Source organism: Burkholderia thailandensis E264, assembly GCF_000012365.1.
GTDB classification, from domain to species: domain Bacteria; phylum Pseudomonadota; class Gammaproteobacteria; order Burkholderiales; family Burkholderiaceae; genus Burkholderia; species Burkholderia thailandensis.
This window is the reverse complement of sequence record NC_007651.1, coordinates 1,057,544-1,079,367: the sequence shown is the minus strand read 5'-3', so window position 1 is coordinate 1,079,367 and position 21,824 is coordinate 1,057,544. Positions and strand designations below refer to the sequence as shown.

Annotated in this window: 17 protein-coding genes and 1 pseudogene; 9 read left to right on the top strand and 9 right to left on the bottom strand. The window is 68.2% G+C overall.

Annotated features, from left to right (window positions below; all coding sequences use genetic code 11):
- Nucleotides 1-23 precede the first annotated feature (23 nt).
- The 7 genes from BTH_RS17070 to BTH_RS17040 all read left to right on the top strand — a co-directional run bounded on the left by BTH_RS17070 (nucleotide 24) and on the right by BTH_RS17040 (nucleotide 8,279).
- Nucleotides 24-707 carry a VOC family protein gene (locus BTH_RS17070; RefSeq protein WP_009892370.1) on the top strand — a complete coding sequence of 228 codons (684 nt, stop codon included), beginning with the start codon at nucleotides 24-26 and terminating at the stop codon, nucleotides 705-707.
- 54 nt (nucleotides 708-761) lie between these two features.
- Nucleotides 762-1,670 (top strand): DMT family transporter, encoded by a 909-nt coding sequence (locus BTH_RS17065; protein WP_009892371.1) that lies wholly within the window; start codon nucleotides 762-764, stop codon nucleotides 1,668-1,670.
- Nucleotides 1,671-1,730: 60 nt separating this feature from the next.
- On the top strand, nucleotides 1,731-2,912 hold the full coding sequence (locus BTH_RS17060; RefSeq protein ID WP_009892372.1) for a PLP-dependent aminotransferase family protein: 1,182 nt from the start codon (nucleotides 1,731-1,733) through the stop codon (nucleotides 2,910-2,912).
- A 64-nt stretch (nucleotides 2,913-2,976) separates the two neighbouring features.
- Nucleotides 2,977-3,435: a RidA family protein gene (locus BTH_RS17055; RefSeq protein WP_009892373.1), complete on the top strand. Its 459-nt coding sequence runs from the start codon at nucleotides 2,977-2,979 to the stop codon at nucleotides 3,433-3,435.
- 16 nt (nucleotides 3,436-3,451) lie between these two features.
- Complete coding sequence (locus BTH_RS17050) at nucleotides 3,452-4,336, top strand: PhzF family phenazine biosynthesis protein (RefSeq protein ID WP_009903654.1); 885 nt, start codon at nucleotides 3,452-3,454, stop codon at nucleotides 4,334-4,336.
- Between the two features lie 219 nt (nucleotides 4,337-4,555).
- The gene (locus BTH_RS17045) at nucleotides 4,556-6,916 is read left to right on the top strand and encodes a bifunctional diguanylate cyclase/phosphodiesterase (protein ID WP_011401913.1); all 2,361 of its coding nucleotides are present in this window, start codon (nucleotides 4,556-4,558) and stop codon (nucleotides 6,914-6,916) included.
- Between the two features lie 154 nt (nucleotides 6,917-7,070).
- Nucleotides 7,071-8,279 (top strand): chromate transporter, encoded by a 1,209-nt coding sequence (locus BTH_RS17040; protein ID WP_009892376.1) that lies wholly within the window; start codon nucleotides 7,071-7,073, stop codon nucleotides 8,277-8,279.
- A 336-nt stretch (nucleotides 8,280-8,615) separates the two neighbouring features.
- Here the strand turns inward: BTH_RS17040 and BTH_RS17035 are convergent, their stop codons facing one another.
- From BTH_RS17035 to BTH_RS17025, 3 genes and pseudogenes are all read right to left on the bottom strand, one after another.
- Entirely contained in the window at nucleotides 8,616-9,638 is a 1,023-nt protein-coding gene (locus tag BTH_RS17035; protein WP_009892377.1) for a histone deacetylase family protein, read from the bottom strand.
- Nucleotides 9,639-9,916: 278 nt separating this feature from the next.
- A pseudogene (locus BTH_RS17030) lies at nucleotides 9,917-10,120 on the bottom strand (M20/M25/M40 family metallo-hydrolase); the annotation flags it as partial.
- A 177-nt stretch (nucleotides 10,121-10,297) separates the two neighbouring features.
- Complete coding sequence (locus BTH_RS17025; RefSeq protein WP_009892379.1) at nucleotides 10,298-10,753, bottom strand: multidrug/biocide efflux PACE transporter; 456 nt, start codon at nucleotides 10,751-10,753, stop codon at nucleotides 10,298-10,300.
- 105 nt (nucleotides 10,754-10,858) lie between these two features.
- Here BTH_RS17025 and BTH_RS17020 point away from each other — a divergent pair, with 105 nt between their 5' ends.
- Nucleotides 10,859-11,743, top strand: a complete 885-nt coding sequence (locus BTH_RS17020) for a LysR family transcriptional regulator (protein ID WP_009892380.1) — start codon at nucleotides 10,859-10,861, stop codon at nucleotides 11,741-11,743.
- A gap of 96 nt (nucleotides 11,744-11,839) precedes the next feature.
- Here the strand turns inward: BTH_RS17020 and BTH_RS17015 are convergent, their stop codons facing one another.
- The 5 genes from BTH_RS17015 to BTH_RS16995 all read right to left on the bottom strand — a co-directional run bounded on the left by BTH_RS17015 (nucleotide 11,840) and on the right by BTH_RS16995 (nucleotide 19,843).
- Nucleotides 11,840-12,298, bottom strand: coding sequence for a CopD family protein (locus tag BTH_RS17015; protein WP_009892381.1), 459 nt, complete (start codon nucleotides 12,296-12,298; stop codon nucleotides 11,840-11,842).
- A 493-nt stretch (nucleotides 12,299-12,791) separates the two neighbouring features.
- The gene (gene parC / locus BTH_RS17010) at nucleotides 12,792-15,110 is read right to left on the bottom strand and encodes a DNA topoisomerase IV subunit A (protein WP_009892382.1); all 2,319 of its coding nucleotides are present in this window, start codon (nucleotides 15,108-15,110) and stop codon (nucleotides 12,792-12,794) included.
- Between the two features lie 58 nt (nucleotides 15,111-15,168).
- Nucleotides 15,169-17,151, bottom strand: coding sequence for a DNA topoisomerase IV subunit B (parE, locus tag BTH_RS17005; protein ID WP_009892383.1), 1,983 nt, complete (start codon nucleotides 17,149-17,151; stop codon nucleotides 15,169-15,171).
- Between the two features lie 180 nt (nucleotides 17,152-17,331).
- Nucleotides 17,332-19,278: an ATP-binding cassette domain-containing protein gene (locus tag BTH_RS17000; protein WP_009892384.1), complete on the bottom strand. Its 1,947-nt coding sequence runs from the start codon at nucleotides 19,276-19,278 to the stop codon at nucleotides 17,332-17,334.
- 157 nt (nucleotides 19,279-19,435) lie between these two features.
- Nucleotides 19,436-19,843: a DUF4399 domain-containing protein gene (locus BTH_RS16995; protein WP_009892385.1), complete on the bottom strand. Its 408-nt coding sequence runs from the start codon at nucleotides 19,841-19,843 to the stop codon at nucleotides 19,436-19,438.
- A gap of 152 nt (nucleotides 19,844-19,995) precedes the next feature.
- Here BTH_RS16995 and BTH_RS16990 point away from each other — a divergent pair, with 152 nt between their 5' ends.
- Nucleotides 19,996-20,178 carry a rubredoxin gene (locus tag BTH_RS16990; protein WP_009892386.1) on the top strand — a complete coding sequence of 61 codons (183 nt, stop codon included), beginning with the start codon at nucleotides 19,996-19,998 and terminating at the stop codon, nucleotides 20,176-20,178.
- 192 nt (nucleotides 20,179-20,370) lie between these two features.
- Here BTH_RS16990 and BTH_RS16985 read toward each other — a convergent pair whose 3' ends face one another.
- Nucleotides 20,371-21,705, bottom strand: coding sequence for a sigma-54 dependent transcriptional regulator (locus BTH_RS16985; RefSeq protein ID WP_156530057.1), 1,335 nt, complete (start codon nucleotides 21,703-21,705; stop codon nucleotides 20,371-20,373).
- Nucleotides 21,706-21,824 lie beyond the last annotated feature (119 nt).

Sequence of the window (21,824 nt, the reverse complement as noted above, 5' to 3'; positions counted from 1 at the left end):
CCGATGTCCTTGCATTTCGTCCGATGGCAGCCCACTCACTGAAACTCGATCATCTCGTCGTGGCCGCGCGCACGCTCGAAGAAGGCGTCGCGTACGTCGCCGACACGCTCGGCATCGAGCCCGCGGGCGGCGGCGCGCATCCGTCGATGCGCACGCACAACCGCCTGTTCGGCCTGTGGGGCGGCGCGTATCTCGAAGTGATCGCCGCCGACCCCGGCGCGCCGCGGCCCGCCGACGGCCGGCCGCGGCCGTGCCTGTTCGGCCTCGACGCCCCGGCGACGCACGCGCGCCTCGAGCAAGGCCCATACCTCGCGCACTGGGTCGCGCGCGTCGACCGCCCGCGCCAGCTCGAGCTGTGGCAGCGCCAATATCCGGCGCGCATCGCGCGCGTCGTGCCGATGACGCGCGACGATTTCGGCTGGCGGCTGACGGTACCCGACGACGGCGCGCTGCCCGCGTGGCGAGGCGCGGGCGACGGCGTGCTGCCGTCGCTGATCCAGTGGAACGACGCGCGCCACCCGTCCGATGCGCTGCCGCACGGCGGCGTCGCGCTGAAGGCGCTGAAAGCCGCGCATCCGCACGCGGACACGGTGCGCGAGCAGCTCGCGTGGCTGAACGCCGCTCACCTGCTCGACCTGGATGCGGGCGAGACGCCCGCGCTCGCCGCCGAGTTCGACACGCCGAAGGGCGCGCGCACGCTGCGCTAGCGCGGCCCGCCCCGCCCTCCGACAGAAACCCGACATATCGATGGAGACACTTCAATGGATTCGCGCGAAACCCGCGGCATGCTGCTCGGCCTGATCGGCGTGATGATCTTCAGCCTGACGCTGCCGATGACGCGCATCGTCGTCACCGAGCTCCATCCGCTCCTGAACGGACTCGGGCGCGCGCTCGCCGCGTCCGTGCCGGCCGGGCTGCTGCTGTGGCTGCGCCGCGAGCGCCGGCCGACCCGCGCGCAACTGAAGAGCCTCGCCGTCGTGTCGGCGGGCGTGATCATCGCGTTTCCGGTGTTCTCCGCATGGGCGATGAAGACCGTGCCCGCCGCGCACGGCGCGGTCGTCAACGGATTGCAGCCGCTCCTCGTCGCGCTGTATGCGGCGTGGCTCGCGCGCGAACGGCCGTCGAAGGCGTTCTGGGCGAGCGCGGCGCTCGGCAGCGCGCTCGTGATCGCGTTCGCGCTGCGCGACGGCGGCGGCGCGCTGCAGCCGGGCGACCTGCTGATGCTCGTCGCGGTCGGCATCGGCGCGCTCGGCTACGCGGAAGGCGCGCGCCTCGCGCGCGAGATCGGCGGCTGGCAGGTGATCTGCTGGGCGCTCGTCGTGTCCGCGCCGTTCCTCGTGTTACCCGTCGGCTGGCTCGCCTGGGCGCACCACGCGGCGCATCCGGGCCCCGTGTCGACGCGCGTGTGGCTCGCGTTCGGCTACGTGACGCTGTTCTCGCAGTTCATCGGCTTTTTCGCGTGGTACGCGGGCCTCGCGATCGGCGGCATCGCGCGCGTCGGTCAAGTGCAGCTGTTGCAGATCTTCTTCACGATCGCGTTCTCGGCGCTGTTCTTCGGCGAAACCGTTTCGCCGTCGACCTGGCTGTTCGCCGCCGCCGTGATCGCGACCGTCGTGCTCGGCCGCCGCGCCGCCGTGCGCCGCGCGCCGCTACCGGCTCGCGCCGTGTGATTTGACGAGCGATAATCGACGCTTTCATCCGAACGACCCATGACACCGACCGAGGAGACCATGAATCCGAGCGATCTCAAGCCGCCCCAATGGACCCTGTCCGAACGCGCACGCAAGCTCACGAGCTCGGCGATCCGCGAAATCCTGAAAGTGACCGAGCGCCCCGAGGTGATCTCGTTCGCGGGCGGGCTGCCCTCGCCCGCGACGTTCCCCGCCGAGCGCATGCGCGAAGCCGCCGACCGCGTGCTGCGCGATTCGCCCGCCGCCGCATTGCAGTACAGCGCGACCGAAGGCTTCCTGCCGCTGCGCGAATGGATCGCCGAGCGCTATCGCGTGCGCACGACGCAGGTGCTCGTCACGACGGGCTCGCAGCAGGCGCTCGACCTGCTCGGCAAGGTGCTGATCGATCCGCAAAGCCGCGTGCTCGTCGAGACGCCGACCTACCTCGGCGCGCTGCAGTCGTTCTCGCTCTACGAGCCGATCTACGTGCAGGTGCCGACCGACGACGCGGGCCTTGTGCCCAACGCGCTCACGCCCGAGCTGACGAAGGATGCGCGACTGTTGTACGCGCAACCGAATTTCCAGAATCCGACGGGCCGCCGCCTGAGCGTCGAGCGCCGCCGTGCGCTCGCCGCCTTCGCGCAGACGAGCCCGTTCCCGGTGCTCGAGGACGATCCGTACGGCGCGCTGAACTACGCGGGCGAGCCGCTGCCGACGATGCTGTCGATGGCGCCCGATCACGTCGTCCATCTCGGCACGTTCTCGAAGGTGCTCGCACCCGGCCTGCGGATCGGCTATATCATTGCGCCCGAGGAGCTGCACTTCAAGCTCGTGCAGGCGAAGCAGGCGACGGATCTGCACACGCCGTCGCTCACGCAGCGCATCGCCTACGAAGTGATCCAGGACGGCTTCCTCGATGCGCACATCCCGACGATCCGCAAGCTCTACGGCGCGCAGTGCGAAGCGATGCTCGCGTCGCTCGCGCGGCACATGCCGGAAGGCGTGAGCTGGAACCGCCCGGAAGGCGGGATGTTCATCTGGGTGAAGCTGCCCGCGCAGATCGACAGCATGCGGCTCCTCGATGCGGCGGTCGCGAACAACGTCGCGTTCGTGCCGGGCGCGCCGTTCTTCGCGAACGATGCGCAGCAGAACACGCTGCGGCTGTCGTTCGTCACGGTGCCGCCGGAGAAGATCGAGGAAGGCGTCGCGCGGCTCGGCAAGCTGTTGCGCGAGCGTCTGTGACGCCTTTCGTCCGTTCACGCATTCACGATTGATTGACTCACGAACTCACGAGGATACGAATCACATGGCAAACGTCTACGACAAACTGAAGGAACTCGGCATCGAGCTGCCGGTCGCGGGTGCGCCCGCCGCCGCCTACGTGATGAGCGCGCAAAGCGGCAACACCGTCTATCTGTCGGGCCACATCGCGAAGAAGGACGGCAAGGTCTGGGCCGGCAAGCTCGGCCTCGACGTCACGACGGAGCAAGGCAAGGAAGCCGCGCGCGCGGTCGCGATCGACCTGCTCGCGACGCTGCACGCGCACACGGGCGACCTGAACAAGATCAAGCGCATCGTCAAGGTGATGAGCCTCGTCAACTCGACGCTCGAGTTCACCGAGCAGCACATCGTGACGAACGGCGCGTCGGAGCTGATCGCCGAGGTGTTCGGCGACGCGGGCAAGCACGCGCGCTCGGCGTTCGGCGTCGCGCAGATCCCGCTCGGCGCGTGCGTCGAGATCGAGCTGATCGCCGAAGTCGCGTAACGCGATGGCAACCGCGATGGCCGTCGCTCCGGGCGCGGTGCGCTTCAAGCAGGTCGACGTGTTCACGTCGGTGCCGTTCAAGGGCAATCCGCTCGCCGTCGTATTCGACGCGCACGCGCTGTCCGACGCCGACATGCTCGAGATCGCGCGCTGGACCAACCTGTCCGAGACCGCGTTCCTCGTCGCGCCGACCGATCCCGCCGCCGACTATCGCGTGCGCATCTTCACGCCGGGCGGCGAGTTGCCGTTCGCCGGCCATCCGACGCTCGGCGCCGCGCACGCGTTTCTCGACGCGGGCGCGCAGCCGCGCGTGCCCGGGCGGCTCGTCCAGCAATGCGGCGCGGGGCTCGTCGAGCTCGCCGAGCGTGACGGCGGCTGGGCGTTCGCCGCACCGCCCGCGCGCGTGACGCCGCTTGCCGAGCGCGAGTGGCCCGCGCTCGCGGCCGCGCTGCGCACCGGCGCGATCGATTTCGACGTGCCGCCGCAGGCGGTCGACAACGGCGCGCCGTGGCTCGTCGTGCGGCTCGCGTCGGCCGCCGACTGCCTCGCGCTCGCGCCGGACCACGCGGCCCTCGCGCCGATCGTCGCCGCGCTCGGCGCGGCCGGCCTCGCCGCATACGGCCCGCATCCCGCCGACGGGCCGGCGACGTTCGAGGTCCGCTGCCTGATGACGGGCGAGGCGTTCGGCGCCGGCGAAGACCCGGTGACGGGCAGCGCGAATGCGGCGATCGCGGGCGTCCTCGCGCAAGCGGGCCGCCGCCCGGGCCGCCGCTATACCGCGCGCCAGGGCACGGCGCTCGGCCGCGACGGCCGCATCTCGGTCGATTACGACGACGCCGGCAAGATCTGGATCGGCGGCGCCGCCGTCACGCTCGTCGACGGCGCCATCCGGCTGCGCTGAGCGCCGTTTTCGCCCGGCCGCGCCGGCCGCGCGACCGAGGCCCCGCGCGGGCCGCGCGCGGGGCCGCACCCTCTTCCCCCGGTTAGCGATATCCTGCCCACGCTAAATCAAAGACCGACCATTCAGTAATATCGGGCCTCGTCTATTGTCTTCTTTATCGGCCCGTTTACTCGGTTATCCTGTCGGATCGCCCATGCGCGCAAGGACACCTTTCGTCCGATGAGTTCGTCTCGGTCACACGCCGCCCGCGCCGCGCGGCCGGTGCGCGCGACACGCAAGTCGCGCCGCCGGCGCGCGCTGTTCGCGATCCCGCTCCTCGGCACGCTGGCGCTCGCGCTGCTGTGGGTGGCCATCATCGCGCGCCTGTCCGTCGAGAAGGAAAGCGCGTTCCGCGACGCGGGCGCGTCGGCCGCGATCCTGTCGACGGCGCTCGAGCAGCACACGGTCAAGGCGATCCATCAGGTCGACCAGATCACCCGCTTCGTCAAATACGAATTCGAGAAGTCGCCCGCCCGCTTCAATCTCGCGCGCACGGTCGAGAAAGGCGTCGTGCCGAGCGACACGCTGATCCAGGTGTCCATTCTCGATGCGCGCGGCCGGCTGATCGCGAACACCGCCGAGTTGCATCCGAAGCCGATCGACCTGTCCGACCGCGAGCACTTCAGGGTGCACATGCAGCGCAACGACGACGATCTCTACATCAGCAAGCCGGTGTTCGGCCGCGTGTCGCGCCACTGGACGCTGCAGATGACGCGGCGCCTGAACCATCCGGACGGCTCGTTCGCCGGCGTCGTCGTCGTGTCCGAGGACCCGACCTACTTCACGAACGACTTCTACAACAACGCGACGCTCGGCAAGGACGGCGTGATCGCCGTGATCTCGGATACCGGCGCCGTGCTCGCGCGCAGCACGGGCTCCACGCAGAAGTCGCCCGGCACGTTCTCGGCGTCGGGCGTCTATCCAGTGTCGGAGCGCGCGTCGGGCATCTATGTCGATCCGATCGACGGCATCAGGCGCATCGTGTCGTATCGCCATCTCGACGGCTATCCGCTCGGCGTGATGGTCGGCCTGTCGCAGGCGGAAGAATTCGCCGACTATCACCACACGCGCAACGTCTACCTGCTGATGACGAGCTTCATCACGCTCGCGATGCTCGCGTTCTTCGGCGTCGCGACGGGCCTGATCGGCAAGCTGCTCGGCCGCGAGCGCGAAATGACGCAGCTCGCCGAGTTCGATCTGCTCACGGGGCTCGCGAACCGCTACGCGACGCTGCGCAGCCTGCGCAACGACGTCGCGCTGCCGTCGAACCTGTCGCGCCTCGCGATCCTGTTCATCGATCTCGACAATTTCAAGACCGTCAACGACACGCTCGGCCACAACGCGGGCGACATCGTGCTGCAGATGACGGCCGCGCGCCTGTCCGACGCGGTGACGAACGAAGGCGCGCTCGCGCGCATCGGCGGCGACGAGTTCGTCGTCGTCGTGAAGGGCGAGAACGTCGAGCGGCGCGCCGAGCGCCTCGCCGAGGCGATCGTGCGGATGTTCGCCGAGCCGTTCGACGTGCGCGGCAGCTCGTTCGTGCTGCACGCGAGCATCGGCATCGCGCTGCATTCGGTCGAGAACGAGAGCGAGATCGACCTGCTGAAGAAGGCCGATCTCGCGATGTACAGCGCCAAGGACGCGGGCAAGAACTGCTACCAGTTCTATGCGCCGCACCTGTCGCATCGCGCCGATCACCTGATGCGCTGGGAGCAGCAGTTGCGCGTCGCGCTGTCGGACGGGCAATTGTTCCTCGCCTACCAGCCGAAGATCGATCTCACGTACCGCTGCATCACCGGCTTCGAGGCGCTCGTGCGCTGGGACCATCCGGAGCACGGCGTGATCTCCGCGAACGAATTCATTTCGATCGCCGAATCGACCGGGCTCATCGTTCCGATCGGAGACTTCGTGATCCGCACCGCGTGCGAGCAGCTCGCGCGCTGGCGCGACGAAGGCCACGACAAGCTCACGCTCGCCGTCAACATCTCGCCCGTGCAGTTCTGGCGCGGCGACCTGATCGACACGATCTCGCGCGCGCTCGTCGAGACCGGGATCGAGGCGCGCCGCCTCGAGCTCGAGATCACCGAGACCGCGATGATGGAATACCCTGAGCTCGTGTCGGAGAAGATCGTCGCGCTGAAGAAGCTCGGTATCCGCGTCGCGCTCGACGATTTCGGCACCGGCTATTCGTCGCTGTCCTATCTGCACCGCTTCTCGGTCGATACGCTGAAGGTCGACCGGTCGTTCATCCAAGCGATTCCGGCCGACCGCAGCGTGTGCGTGATGGTGTCGTCGATCGTGCACCTAGCGCGCTCGCTCGGGCTCACGGTCGTCGTCGAGGGGACGGAGACCGAAGAGCAGATCGCGTGGCTCGCCGCGCTCGGGCGCATCGAGGCCCAAGGCTTCCTGTTCTCGCGGCCGGTGCCCTCCGACGGCATTCCGGCCCTGCTCGCGCGCTTCGGCGTCTGCGGCGGCGACCGCGCGTCCATGGCCCGCCGCGACGCCGCGAGCCCCGCCAAACAGTCGTTCGGCAGCGACTAAACGGCGCCCCCGATCTGCGCCGCGACGGCGTGCGCCGGGCCATGCGCCGCCTACTCGTTTTTGCTCATACAACGAACGAATTTCCGGGTGCACAATGAAACGTGCGACGCACACGTGGCCGCGCGTGCGGCCGCGAGCGCACTGGACACCGACCATGACAATCGCAAGCGCGCAAGCCGCCTATTGCGGCGATCGGGAATCGCTGTGGGCATTGTTCAAGACCGTGACGGGCGTGTCCGCCGTGTCGTGGGGCGGTCTTGCGATGATGGCTCAGCTCGAGCGGCATTACGTCGAGCATGAGCGGCGAATCGATCCGCTGTCGTTCGCCGATCTCGTCGCGCTCGCGTGGATGATGCCCGGCCCCGTCGGCTGCAACGTCGCGGTCCAGGTCGGCCACGCGCTGCGCGGCCGCGCGGGCGCGTGGATCGCCGGCATCGCGAGCGTGCTGCCGTTCTTCGCGGCGATGACGGTGTTCGCGATCTTCTATCAGACGCCGCTCGTGCGCTCGCTCGCGTCGCCCGTGCTGCTGCATCACTTCTCGATGGTGCTCGCCGCGCTGATCGGGCTCACCTGGTTCAGGCAGGTCCGCGCGCTCGTTCACGCGCCGCTCGAACGCGCGATCGCCGCGCTCGCGACGGTGCTGCTCGGGCTTGCGCACAGCCCCGCCGCGTTCGTCGCGATCCTCGCCGCCGCGTTCGGGGTCGGCTGGCTCGCGAGCGGCCGGCGGCAAGGCGAAGCGCTGCGGCTCGCGCTGCGCGCGCGGGAATGGCGGCTGCTGGCGTCACTCGCGCTCCTGATCGCGCTGTTCGCGCTGCCGTTGCCGATCAAATACGAATCGTCGCTGCTCTGGCCGCGGCTCGCGGGCGCCGGCATGACGCTCTTCGGCGGCGGCTTCTCCGCGCTGCCCGTGCTGAAATCGCTGTTCGTCACGCGCGCGACGGGCATCACCGAGCAGGACTTCATGCTCGCGTTCACGCTATCGCCCGTGTCGCCCGGACCGCTTCTGAACGTCGTGCCGTTCCTCGGCTATCTCGAGGACGGCTGGCGCGGCGCGCTGCTGTCGACCATCGCGTTGTTCGTGCCGTCCGGCTGTCTCGTCATCTTCGCGCGGCAGCACGTCGAACGGCTGAAGCTGCATCCTCGCTTCGCGAGCGGCATGCGCGTGCTGCGCGCGGCCACCACCGCATTCCTCGCGATCGCGGCCGTGCGCCTTGTCGCGAAAACGCCCGCCGAGCCCGTGTATTGGGCGACAGGCGCGATCGCGTGGCTGTGCCTCGCGCGATTCAAGGTACCCGTCTATGCGCTGTACGGCGCGGTGGCGGCGGCGTGCGGCGTCTGGCTGTTCCTCGCCGCGCACGGATGAGCGCGCTTCGCCCGAGTGGCGGCGTGCCGGCCGGGCGCGCCGATGTCGCGCCTGGCTGCCGAGCTTTGCCGCGCTTCGTCGCCGTGCTGGATGGCAGCGCTCGGGTGTTGCATTCGATCGCCGCACGTCACCCCGCGGCCGTTGCCCCCTGACGTTCCGCTCGCCACTGCCCGCTCGTCGTGCCGCTACGGTGCGCTCCACCGCTTTGCCGCTTTGCCGCTTCTCGCGCCGCTACCGCTTCGCATGCGCAGCTCGATGCGCGTCGCCACAACGCATGTCGCGCCGAACGCACGTTGCCGGCCGCACGCCTTCGGCTGCGTGCGTCTCGACGCCGCATCAAGCGCCCATCGCGCCGAATCCGTCGAAGAACGACCGCGCGTTCGCCTCGAGGCGCTCGATGTGATAGCCGCCCTCCTGCACGATCACGGTCGGCAGCCGCAGCGCGCCGATCAGGTTGCCTAACCGGCCGAAACCCGGCGTCGTCACAGCAACCTGCGATTGCGGATCGTCGCGATAAATGCCGAAGCCGAACGACAGCACAAGCGCATCCGGCGCGAAGCGCCGCAGTTCGCGCAGTGCATCGTCGGCGCGCTCGAAGAACGCCGCCTCGCCCGAGCCGTGCGGCATCGGCAGATTCACGTTGTAGCCGTAGCCGTCGCCCGAGCCGCGCTCGTCGTCGAAGCCCGCCACGGCCGGATAGAAGTTCGTCGGATCGCCGTGGATCGACACGTACGGCACGTCGCGCCGCGCGTAGAAGATCTCCTGGATACCCTGCCCGTGGTGCATGTCGGCGTCGAGGATCGCGACGCGTGCGTGGCGCGCGCGCAGCGCCTGCGCAGCGATCGCCGCGTTGTTCAGATAGCAGAACCCGCCCGCGGCGTCCGCGCGCGCATGGTGGCCCGGCGACCGGCACAGCGCGTACGCTTCGGGCGCGCCGTCGCGCACCGCCGCCGCGGCGAGCGCGCTCTGCGCGGACCCGTACGCGGCCCGCCACGTGTGCTCGCCGGCCGGGCGACTGCCGTCCGCGAGATGGCGGGCGGCTTGCGCAAGCATGCCGCGCAGCGCGTTCGGCGCTCGCACGAAGATGTTCAACATCGCTTCATCGCCCCAGTCCTGCGGCATCTTCTTCCATTCGCGATGCACGGTCTCGAGAAAGCGCAGGTAGCTCATGTCGTGCACGGCCGCGATCGGCGCGATGCCGAAGTCGTCCGGCTCGCGCACGGAAAAACCCATCGCGAGCGCGGCCGCGACGAGTTGCGCCGCGCGCTCGGGCACCTCCTGCGGCGTGCGCATCCTGCCGCGCGAAAAGTACGTGCGCGGATGATGCAGCGATTGGTCGGGATGGAAGTACGTCAGCATCTCGATTTCCTCGGGTCGCATGGGCGGAGAGCGGGTCGCCCGTTATCGGTTTGTGGGGGGCGGGCCGCATTCGGCGTTCGGCGTTCGGCGTTCGGCACTCAGCGTTCAGCACCGGCGTCCGCCTTCGATGGCCGGCGCTCCAAGCCGGAACATGCATGACGCTCGCGCAATCATCGAATCGGCATCGCTCTCGCCGCGGCCCATCGCATCGACGAGAGCCGGCCGGTTCGACGCGCCGCCTTCCGGTCCCCAGCCCCTGACATTCGCCGCACCCGCACTCATCGCCCGGCGATGCCCGCACGATCGCGCACCGCGCCGAGCAGCACGTTCGCGCCGCGCGTCGCGTCGCCGGGCAGCACATCCTCGGCTTCGCTGTGCGACAGTCCACCGACGCACGGAATGAACACCATCGCACTCGGGCAATGCTTCGCCAGATGAATCGCGTCGTGCCCGCCGCCGCTCACGGTCCGCGCGCGCCGGTATCAGTCAACGCTTCGATGCGGCACGACGCGCATTCGCGCGTCACGCCCGGACCGGCCGTGCCTATACCGGTGGTGCCTATACCGGCCGTGCCTATACCGGCCGCACCAAAAACAAAAGCCGGCATCGCGCCGGCTTTCGAAAGGGACCATCGAAGAAGATTCGGATTCCGATCATCGTCAGGCCACCACCCTTTGCGCAATCCAGCGTGCGCGCAGCCGGTCGTAGCCGAGATTGAACAGGAACGTGTACGGCAGGAAGAACAGCAGAATGCCGAAATCGAGCAACAGCGCCTCGAGCAGGCTGATCTCCAGCCACCACGCGGCGAGCGGCAGGGCCATCGCGACGAGGCCGAGCTCGAATGCGATCGCGTGCGCCGCGCGCACCGCGAGCGTACGCGTCAGCCGGTAGCGGCGCTCGATCCGCTCGAACAGCGCATTGAACGTGACGTTCCACCCCATCGCGATCACCGATACAGCCGCCGTCAGCGCCCCCACATGCACGAGCGAAAGACCCAGCACCCAACTGACGATCGGCGCGCAGATCACGATCGCGGTCACTTCGAACGTGAGCGCGTGCACGAGGCGCTCGGTCAGCGTCTTCCCCGGCACGAGTTTGGCCATTTGCATTTGCATGTGAAGCTCCATCAGTCAACGAGATGGCACCATTTTCATCGGATTAACCGTATTCATCCAGTTTGATATGATCGGTTTTTCCGATACATCAAAGGAGCATTCGCGATGCGCCACTCTCCGGAAGCGCTGCTCGCGTTCGCCGAGGCCGCGAACCTCGGCTCGTTCTCGGCCGCCGCGCGCAAGCTCGGCAAGCGGCAATCGACCGTCAGCGAAGCGATCGCGAACCTCGAGATCGATCTCGGCGTCACGCTGTTCGATCGCTCGACGCGCCAGCCGACGCTGACCGACGCCGCCCGCGCGCTGTTGCCCGAAGTCCAGCGCGTGCTCGAGGCGAGCGAGGCGATCGATCAGGTCGCCGCGCGCCTCGCGGGCGGCGAGGAAGCGCGCCTCACGCTCGTCGTGTCGGACACCTATCAATCGAGCCGGTACGAGGAAACGCTCGCGGCGCTCGACCGCCGCTTTCCGACGCTCGAATTCGAATGCCAGATCGCCGAGCACGACGACGTGCTCGACCTGATCCAGCAAGGCCGCGCACAGCTCGGGCTGATGGCGGCGCGCAGCACCTACCCGCCCGACATCGGCACGGCGACGGTCGCCGAGCGCTCGGAAATCGGGCTCTACGTCGGCCCGCAGCACCCGCTCGCCGCGCATGGCGACGCCGAAGTGCCGCTCGCCGCGCTGCACGACGCGCGCGAGCTGCGCCTGAATACCTACGTCGCGCCGCGCGGCGAGCGGATCGAAACGGGGCTCGTCGCGGGACGGCGCTGCTGGCTCGCGCCGAGCTACCTGCAATTGATGGAAATGGCGGTGGCGGGCTTCGGCTGGGCGGAACTGCCGCGCTGGATGGTCGAGCACTTCGCGCGCGAGCGGCTCGTCGAGCTCAATGCGCGCGGCTGGCCGCGGCGCGTGCCGGTGGATGCGGTGTGGTCGCGCGGCCAGCCGCTCGGGCCAGCCGGCTCATGGCTGCTGGAGACGATGCTCGCCGCATGATGCGCGCGGCGGCGATTGCGACGGCCGCGACTGCTGCAGCGGCCGTGAACGAGACCGGCTGTGCACGGCGCGCCCGCGCACGTCAGAAGCCGCACGTCAGAAGCCGCGCGACAGCACGGCCGCGCCGATCGTCACGACGCCGAGCACGAGGTTGACGATCACGAGCAGGCGCACCGCATTGACCGCGCGCGCGCCGTCCGGCCAGTTCTGCGCCTGCACCGCGCGGCGGATGCGCGGGAACAGCGCGAAGCGGATATGCCCGTAAATCAGCATCATCACGACGCCGAGCCCGGCCATCGCGTGCAGCGGCCACGTCGCATGCGCGCCGCCGAATTGCATGAGCAGGAACCCGCCCGTGAGCAGAATCACGATCACCGAGCCCGCGACCCAGTTGAAGAAGCGGCCGAACACGGCCTCGACGAGCGGCAGGCGCAACTGCGGCGACAGGTCCGACAGCGCGGGACGCAGGCAGAAGTTCGCGAACGCCATGCCGCCGACCCACACGGCAACCGCCAGCAGATGAAGAAACAAGGCAACGGCGATAGCGTGAGACATGATGGGGGATCCTTTTTAGTTTTCGGGTGACCGGTGCGCTGCTGGAACGCACCGCGCGCGAGACGTCGATCGCGTTCGACAGCCGTGACGCATGGCGGTTCAGCGCAATGTGCGCGGGTTGTGTTTTATCGGTGCGCAGCCTTAGCGGCGTGTCGTTCGCTCGTTCGCCCCGATTGCGTGCGAACCGGCGATGCGCGGGTTCGAATGCCGAGCGATTGGGGGCAAGCGCGATGGGCGTGTAAGTTTGTGTCGGCGCGCGGCACGCACCGCCCTAGTCCCGATCGAAAAAGATGACGAACGATGACAAGAGGCGATGCGCGCGGCTCGCGGCAGCGTACTCCGTCACGGCTTGCCAACCGCAAACTCGGTCGACGCTCGCGGAGCGGAGCGGCGCAAAGCAAAGGCCTCGCTCACCGACGCCCGCCCGACGCGCCGCCCTAGCGCGCCGCCCGGCTCACGCCCCGTCAGCGCGGCTCCGCGCGGCCCGGCAAGCTCAGCCGAGCACCGGGCGCAGCCCGCTCACCTTCAGCCGTGTGTCCGGCGCACGCCCCTTGCGCGCCCGCTTGCCGACGTGCGGCTCGAGCGCGCCGCCCGCGAGCGCCTCTTCCTGCGCCTTGCCTCCGCGGCCCGTGCCCGTCAGCACAACGCCCGCCGCGTCGATCGCAAGCGCCTGCACGAGCGTTTCCTTCGCGTCGAGCGCCATCAGGATCACGCCACGCCCGCCGCCCGAGAGCGTCTTCATCTCGTCCATGCCGAACACGAGCAGGCGCCCGCCGCTCGACAGGCACGCGACCTGCGACGCATCCGGCAGCACCGGCATCGGCGCGAGCGGCGCCGCGCCCGTGTCGATCGTCATGAACGACTTGCCCGCCTTCACGCGGCTCACCATGTCGCCGATCTTCGCGATGAAGCCGAAACCGTTGCTCGACGCGAGCAAGAGCGGCTGCTCGGCGGGCGCCGCGAAGTAGTGCAGCAGATGCGAGCCCGATTCGAGCTCGATCAGCGACGTGACGGGCACGCCGTCGCCGCGCCCGCCGGGCAGCACCTGGACGGCCACCGAATACACGCGGCCCGTGCTGCCCCATGCGATCAGCGTGTCAGGCGTGCGGCACTGGAACGCCGCGTACAGGCCGTCGCCCGCCTTGAACGAGAAGCTCGCCGGATCGAGCCCGTGGCCCTTCAACGCGCGCACCCAGCCCTTCTGCGACACGACGACCGTCACCGGCTCGTCGACGACCTTCGCCTCGAACGTCGCGCGCTTCTCCTGCTGAATCAGCGTGCGGCGCTCGTCGCCGTACTGCTTCGCATCGGCCTCGATCTCCTTGATCATCAGCCGCTTCATCGCGCTCTCGTTCGCGAGCAGTTCCTCGAGCTTCGCCTTCTCCGCGCGCAGCTCTTCAAGCTCCTTCTCGATCTTGATCTTCTCGAGCCGCGCCAACTGGCGCAGCCGGATTTCGAGAATGTCGTCGGCCTGCCGCTCGGTGAGGCCGAACGCGCTGATGAGCGCGGCCTTCGGCTCATCGGCCTCGCGGATGATGCGGATCACCTCGTCGATGTTCAGGAAGACGATCATCCGCCCTTCGAGGATGTGGATCCGGTCGTTCACCTTGCCGAGCCGGTGGCGGCAGCGCCGCGTGACGGTGGCCTGGCGGAACCGCACCCATTCGCCGAGGATCGACGCGAGCCCCTTCTGCGCGGGCCGCCCGTCCTCGCCGATCATCACGAGATTGAGCGCCGCGTTCGATTCGAGGCTCGTGTGCGCGAGCAGCGAGTTCACGAATTCGGTCTGATCGATCGTGCGCGTCTTCGGCTCGAACACGAGCCGCACGGGGGCGTCCTTGCCCGACTCGTCGCGCACCGCGTCGAGCAAATCGAGCATCGTCTTCTTCGTGTTGATCTGCTCCTGCGTGAGCGTCTTCTTGCCCGCCTTGAGCTTCGGGTTCGTCAGTTCCTCGATTTCCTCGAGCACCTTCTGGCACGACGTGTTCGGCGGCAATTCGGTGACGACGAGCTGCCACTGGCCGCGCGCGAGATCCTCGATCTTCCAGCGCGCGCGCACCTTCAGGCTGCCGCGGCCGGTTTCGTACGCGGCGGAAATCTCCGCGTCGCTCGAGATGATCTGGCCGCCGCCCGGAAAGTCCGGCCCCGGCACGAGCTGCATCAGCTCCGCGTGCGGCAGCGCGGGATGGCGGATCAGCGCGACCGCGGCGGCCGCGACCTCGCGCAGGTTGTGCGACGGGATCTCCGTGGCAAGACCGACCGCGATCCCCGACGCGCCGTTCAGCAGCACGAACGGCAGCCGGGCCGGCAACAGCTTCGGCTCGTCGAACGAGCCGTCGTAGTTCGGCATGAAGTCGACCGTGCCCTCGTCGATCTCGTCGAGGAGGAGCTTCGCGATCGGCGTGAGGCGCGCTTCGGTGTAGCGCATCGCCGCCGCGCCGTCGCCGTCGCGCGAGCCGAAGTTGCCCTGCCCGTCGATCAGCGGATAGCGCATCGAGAAATCCTGCGCGAGACGCACGAGCGCGTCGTACGCGGACTGGTCGCCGTGCGGGTGATACTTGCCGAGCACGTCGCCGACGACGCGCGCGGACTTCACGGGCTTCGCGTTGTCGCCGAGGCCCATCTCGTTCATCGCGTAGAGAATCCGGCGCTGCACGGGCTTCTGGCCGTCGCTCACGTCGGGCAGCGCGCGCCCCTTGACGACGCTCACCGCGTAGTCGAGATACTGGCGCTCCGCGTAGCGGCCGAGCGTGAGGAAATCGCCCTCGGGCGCGGCCGGCTCGGCGAAAAGATCGGGAGTATTGTCGTCCATCTAGATTTCGTGTCCGTATATGCGATGCGTGCGTAGCCGGGCGCGCGCCCGGCCGCGCTCAGATATCCGCTTCGACTTCGTTGCCCTTTTCCTCGAGCCAGTTGCGGCGCGCGGCGGCTTCGCCCTTGCCCATCAGCATCGTCATCCGCGCCACCGTCGCCTCGAAGTCGAGCTCGCCGAGCGCGACGGGCATCAGGCGGCGCGTGTCGGGGTTCATCGTCGTGTCCCACAGCTGCTCGGCGCTCATCTCGCCCAAGCCCTTGAAGCGGCTGATCGTCCATTGCGATTCGCGCACGCCGTCCTTGCGCAGCTTGTCGAGGATCGCCTCGAGCTCGCCCTCGTCGAGCGCGTAGAGCTTCTGCGCGGGCTTCTTGCCGCGCGCGGGCGCGTCGACCCGGAAAAGCGGCGGCCGCGCGACGAACACGTGGCCGCGCTCGATCAGTTGCGGGAAATGCTTGAAGAACAGCGTGAGCAGCAACACCTGGATGTGCGCGCCGTCGACGTCCGCGTCCGACAGGATGCAGATCTTGCCGTAGCGCAGGTTCGACACGTCGACGCTGTCGTCCGGGCCGTGCGGATCGACGCCGATCGCCACCGAGATGTCGTGCACCTCGTTGTTCGCGAACAGGCGGTCGCGCTCGGTCTCCCACGTGTTGAGCACCTTGCCGCGCAGCGGCAGGATCGCCTGATATTCCTTGTCGCGGCCCATCTTCGCCGAGCCGCCCGCCGAATCGCCCTCGACGAGGAAAAGCTCGTTGCGCGCGATGTCCTCGGTTTCGCAATCGGTCAGCTTGCCGGGCAGCACCGCGACGCCGGAGCTCTTCTTCTTCTCGATTTTCTGGCCCGCGCGCGTGCGCGCCTGCGCCTGCTTGATCACGAGCTCCGCGAGCTTCTTGCCGTGCTCGACGTGCTGATTGAGCCACAGCTCGAGCGCCGGGCGCGTGAACGACGACACGAGCTTCACCGCGTCGCGGCTGTTCAGGCGCTCCTTGATCTGCCCTTGGAACTGCGGATCGAGCACCTTCGCCGACAGCACGAACGACACGCGCGCGAACACGTCCTCCGCGAGCAGCTTCACGCCCTTCGGCTGCAGGTTGTGCAGCTCGACGAAGCTCTTCACCGCCTGATAGAGGCCGTCGCGCAGGCCGGATTCGTGCGTGCCGCCCGCGGGTGTCGGAATCAGGTTCACATACGACTCGCGCACGAGCGAGCCTTCCTCGCTCCACGCGACGACCCACGACGCGCCCTCGCCCTCGGCGAACGTGTCGTCGCCCGAGCGCGAATCGGCGAAGCGCTCGCCTTCGAAGAGCGGGATCAGGAGCTCGCTGCCGTTCATCTCGTCGAGCAGATAGCCGCGCAGGCCATCCTCGTATTTCCAGCTCTGCCGCTCGCCCGTCTTCTCGTTGACGAGCACGACCTCGACGCCCGGCAGCAGCACCGCCTTCGAGCGCAGCAGCCGCTGCAGTTCCCCGAGCGGCAGGTTCGGCGAATCGAAGTACTTCGGATTCGGCCACACGGTCACGCGCGTGCCGGATTTCTTCTCGCCGCGGCCCGCACCTTGCGTCGCGAGCGGCTTGACGACGTCGCCGTCGGCGAAGCCGAGCTGCGCGATCTTGCCGTCGCGCCAGACGGTCACGTCGAGCCGCGTCGCGAGCGCGTTCGTCACCGACACGCCGACGCCGTGCAGGCCGCCCGAGAACGTATACGCGCCGCCCTTCGCCTTGTCGAACTTGCCGCCGGCGTGCAGCCGCGTGAACACGATCTCGACGACGGGCACCTTCTCCTCCGGATGCAGCCCGAACGGAATGCCGCGCCCGTCGTCCTCGACGGACACCGATTGATCGGGGTGCAGCGTGACCGTGATCTGCTTGCCGAAACCGCCCAACGCCTCGTCGGACGCGTTGTCGATCACTTCCTGGATGATGTGCAGCGGATTCTCGGTGCGCGTATACATGCCGGGCCGCTGCTTGACGGGCTCGAGGCCCTTCAGCACCTTGATCGATGCTTCGCTATAGGCCGCTGCGGGCTTTTTCGTGGACATAGAAGCTCAGGTTCGTCATTCACCTTGACGTTATCCCCAGCTCGTGTGGATAACGTCGTGGACAAAACGTTGAATTCGATAAAAATCCGAGTCGAAACAATGGCGTGCTCGCATTGCTTCGAAAGCGGGCGGCATGCCGCCCGGAACGCGGCGTATTTTACTGGTTCCGCAACGGCGAACTCATGAAGGCTTACGTTTGGCTTCGAGCGCCTCCCAGCGTTCGAGCGCGGCGAGCAGTTCGTCGTCGAGCGCCGCGAAGCGCTCGGTCAGGCGCGCGCCCTCCTGCGGGTCCTTCGAGAAGATCGAGCCGTCCTCGAGCTGCGCGCCCACCGCCTTCTGCTCGGCCTCGAGCGCGGCGATCCGCTCCGGCAGCGCGTCGAGCTCGCGCTGCTCGTTGAACGACAGCTTCACCGTGCGCTGCGCGTTGCGGCCCGCCGCGCTCTTCGGCGCGTCGTCCTTCGCGGCCGCCGGCTCCTTCGCCGCGCGCTTGCCCGCCTCCTCGTCGGCGATCCGCTGCGCGCGCTCGCGCTGGATCTGCCAGTCGGTGAAGCCGCCGACGTATTCGCGCCACAGGCCGTTGCCCTCCGACGCGATCACCGACGTGACGACGTTGTCGAGAAACGCGCGGTCGTGGCTGACGAGCAGCACCGTGCCGTCGTAGTCGGACAGCAGTTCCTCGAGCAGCTCGAGCGTCGGGATGTCGAGGTCGTTGGTCGGCTCGTCGAGCACGAGCACGTTCGCCGGCCGCGCGAACAGGCGCGCGAGCAGCAGGCGGTTGCGCTCGCCGCCCGACAGCGACTTGACGGGCGAGCGCGCGCGCTCGGGCGCGAACAGGAAGTCGCCGAGATAGCTCATCACGTGCTTGCGCACGCCGCCGATCTCGACCCACTCGCTGCCGGGGCTGATCGTGTCGGCAAGGCTCTTTTCCGGATCGAGCTGCGCGCGCATCTGGTCGAAGTACGCGACCTGCAGGTTCGTGCCGATGCGCACCGTGCCCGCATCCGGCGTCAGCTCGCCGAGAATCAGCTTGAGCAGCGTCGTCTTGCCCGCGCCGTTCGGGCCGACGAAGCCGATCTTGTCGCCGCGCATCACCGTGCTCGAGAAGCGGTCGACGACCGTGCGCTCGCCGTAGCGCTTCGTCACGTCGGTCAGCTCCGCGACAATCCGGCCCGATTTCTCGCCCTGCGCGACGTCGAGCTTCACGTTGCCCTGCGCGTTGCGGCGCTCCGCGCGCTCGCGACGCATCTGCTCGAGCCGCGCGACGCGGCCGACGCTTCGCGTGCGCCGCGCCTCGACGCCCTTGCGAATCCACACCTCCTCCTGCGCGAGCAGCTTGTCGAACTTCTCGTTCTCGACGCGCTCGACTTCGAGCTGCTGCGCCTTGCGGGTCTGATACGCGGAGAAGTTGCCCGGATACGACAGCAGGCGGCCGCGATCGAGCTCGACGATGCGCGTCGCGACGCGATCGAGGAACGCGCGGTCGTGCGTGATGAAGAACAGGCCCGCGCGCTGCGCGACGAGCAGTTCCTCGAGCCAGCGGATGCCGTCGAAATCGAGATGGTTGGTCGGCTCGTCGAGGAGCAGCACGTCCGGCTGCACGACGAGCGCGCGCGCGAGCGCCGCGCGCTTCTGCATCCCGCCCGACAGCGCATCGATCCTCGCGTCGCCGTCGAGCCCGATCTGCGCGAGCGTCGTCGCCACCCGCGTGCGCCAGTTCCACGCGTCCGTCGCGTCGAGCGACGATTGCAGCGCGTTCATCCGCGCGAGCAGCGCGTCGTGCTCGGCGCCTTCGGGCGTGTCCGCGAGCCGGTGCGCGATCTCGTCGTATTCGGCGAGCAGCGCGCGCGTGTCGGCGAGCCCCGACGCGACCGCGTCGAACACCGTCTGTCCCGCGACGAATTCCGGCTCCTGCGGCACGTAGACCGTCACGAGATGCTGCTGCCGCGTGACGAGGCCGTCGTCGGGCTTCGCCAGATCGGCGACGATCTTCAGCAGCGACGACTTGCCGGCGCCGTTGCGGCCGATGAGCCCGACGCGCTCGCCGGCTTCGAGCGAAAAATCCGCGTGATCGAGCAGCGCGACGTGGCCGAACGCGAGTTGCGCGCCGGTAATGGAATAAAGCGACATGGGGAAGACGGCGGAGAAAAATCGGAAGCGCCCATTGTACCGGGGGCGGCGCAGGACGCCGATACGGCACAATGGCCTGGCGCGAGAATCCGGTGGCGAGCCGTGCCGCGCGCGAGGACCGGGCCCGGCCCTCGCATGCTCCGCGGCCGAACGGCTTTTACTTGACGTTGACGATGATCGTCTGGCTCAGCTCCGGGCCGTAAGAGCGATGCGCGCCGTCGCCGAGCTGCAGCGTGAGCGTGTGGCGGCCGGGCGGCAGCTTCACTTCGGCTTCGGTCTGGGCCTTGCCGAAGTGCAGCGAGCGTTCGCCGGCGGGGATCACGTCGCCCTTCGGAATGGGCCTGCCGTCGATCAGCAGGTGATGATGGCCTGTGTCGGGCGTCATGTCGCCCGCGGGCCGAAGCGCCATGTCGCCTTCGAGACCGAATTTCACGTGGACGGGGTTCGTGACGGACGCGCCGTCGGTCGGCTCGACGAAGTACACCCTCGCTTCCGCGTGCGCCGAGGCGGACGCGAAGAGCGCGGCCGCGGTGAACGCGCCGGCCAGCCATTTGTTGTAGAGCATCGCTCTCTCCTTTGGGGTTGAAAGGCTATCGAAGGATACACCGCGGGCGGGCGAACGCGACAAATCCGGTACCATTGCGCCTTTCGCCGCCCGATGCGCCGCGTTCGCGCGATCCGGCGACGCCGAATGCAATGGTTCTTCAAGAGTTCAACATGAGCGAAGTGGTCGAATACAAGAGCTGGGTCTGCCTGATTTGCGGCTGGGTCTATAACGAGGCGGAAGGCTTGCCGGACGAAGGCATCGCGGCCGGCACCCGCTTCGCCGACATTCCGGACAACTGGCGCTGCCCGCTGTGCGACGTCGGCAAGGAAGATTTCGTCGTCGTGGAGTTCTGAAGCCGGCGATCCGGCCGCCGCGACGCGCAGGCGGACGTCGCGCAAAACGTCTTTGCCATGCTCCGCCCTCGCCGTGCGCCGGCCGGCAGGCGGTTCGATCGAATCGAGCGGCCGGCTTGCCATTCGCACCGCTCTGCCTATCCGACACGAAATCGGATTCCCGGCCTCCTGGGCTTCGAATTCACTCCGAGACTACTCGACCGAACACGCGGGCAACCCGTACTTCGCCATCAGCCGGCTGAGCGCCGTGCAAGACACGCCGAGTTCGGTCGCCGCTTCCGCCAGGTGGCCGCGATGCCGCAGCAACGATGCCTCTATCGCGCGGTGTTCCGCGATATCGCGCGCCTGCGCAAGCGTCGTCGCGTGTTGCGTCACGAACTGCGCGAGGTCGAGATCGGCGGCCGATATCAGGCAACTGTCAGACAGCACGATTGCGCGGCGGATCCGGTTGATCAGTTCGCGCACGTTGCCCGGCCACGAGTAGCGATACATCGCTTCGATCGCGCATGACGTAAAGCCGCGAATCTGGCGCGCGCTGTCCCCTCCGAACTTGTGCAGCGCGCGATGCGCGAGGATCTCGATGTCCTTGCCGCGCGCCCGCAGCGCGGGGATGTCGAGCCTCAGGACGCACAGCCGATGATACAGGTCTTCGCGGAATCGGCCTTCCCGTATTGCCGCCTCGATGTCGACGTGGGTCGCGGAGACGATCCGTACGTCGACGGGAATGGGCTCACGCCCGCCGAGACGCTCGATCTTGCCTTCCTGCAGGAAACGCAGCATGCTCGCCTGGCTTTCGAGGGGCATGTCGCCGATCTCGTCGAGGAACAATGTCCCGCCCGCCGCCGCCTCGACCCGGCCGATCTTGCGTTGATTCGCGCCGGTGAATGCGCCGCGCTCGTAGCCGAACAATTCGGATTGCAGCAGATTGGGCGGGATGGCGCCGCAATTGATCGCGACGAACGGCGCCTTCCCGCGCGCCGAACGCTCATGGATCGCAAGCGCGCTGAGTTCCTTGCCTGTGCCGGATTCGCCGGAAATGAACACCGTCGCGTCGGTCAGCGCGATTTTGCGAATCGTCCGGAACAGTTGCTGCATCGCGTCGCACGCGCCCACCATCTCGTTGCTTTCCGCCTGTGGAAGCCAAGCGTCGCTGTCGAGATCGCAGAGCGCGACCATCCCGTATGCATGGTCGACGAGATAGTCGAAAAGCGCTTCAGGCGGCAATTCCTTCGCGTAATCGAAGCAGAACTGGCGGATCAGCCGCCGGATCTTCGCATCGTTCAACCGGTTGTCGCCGGCAATGGCGATCCAGCCGACCTGCTGATGCGCCAACAGGGTCTCGAGCGTCGGCAACTCGCGTGAAGCAATACCTTCGAAATCGACGATGCCGACTTGCGGCCGGTTGAGTTTCAGGCGGCGCGCCGCGTCATTCGCGCAGCGTTCGACGTGCACGCTCCACCGGCGCGCGCGCAAGTGCTCGACCAGCGCGTCATCCGGATTGCGCGACACGTAGACGAGAGATCGCAAAACGAGTTCATCGGCGTCCGCATCAGACCTCACGACGGCAAGGCGCGGCGTGTCGTCGGGCAACGCGTGATCAGGAGGAGTGCGGACGTCATGCATGATGGGTTCTCGCGGAATAGTGC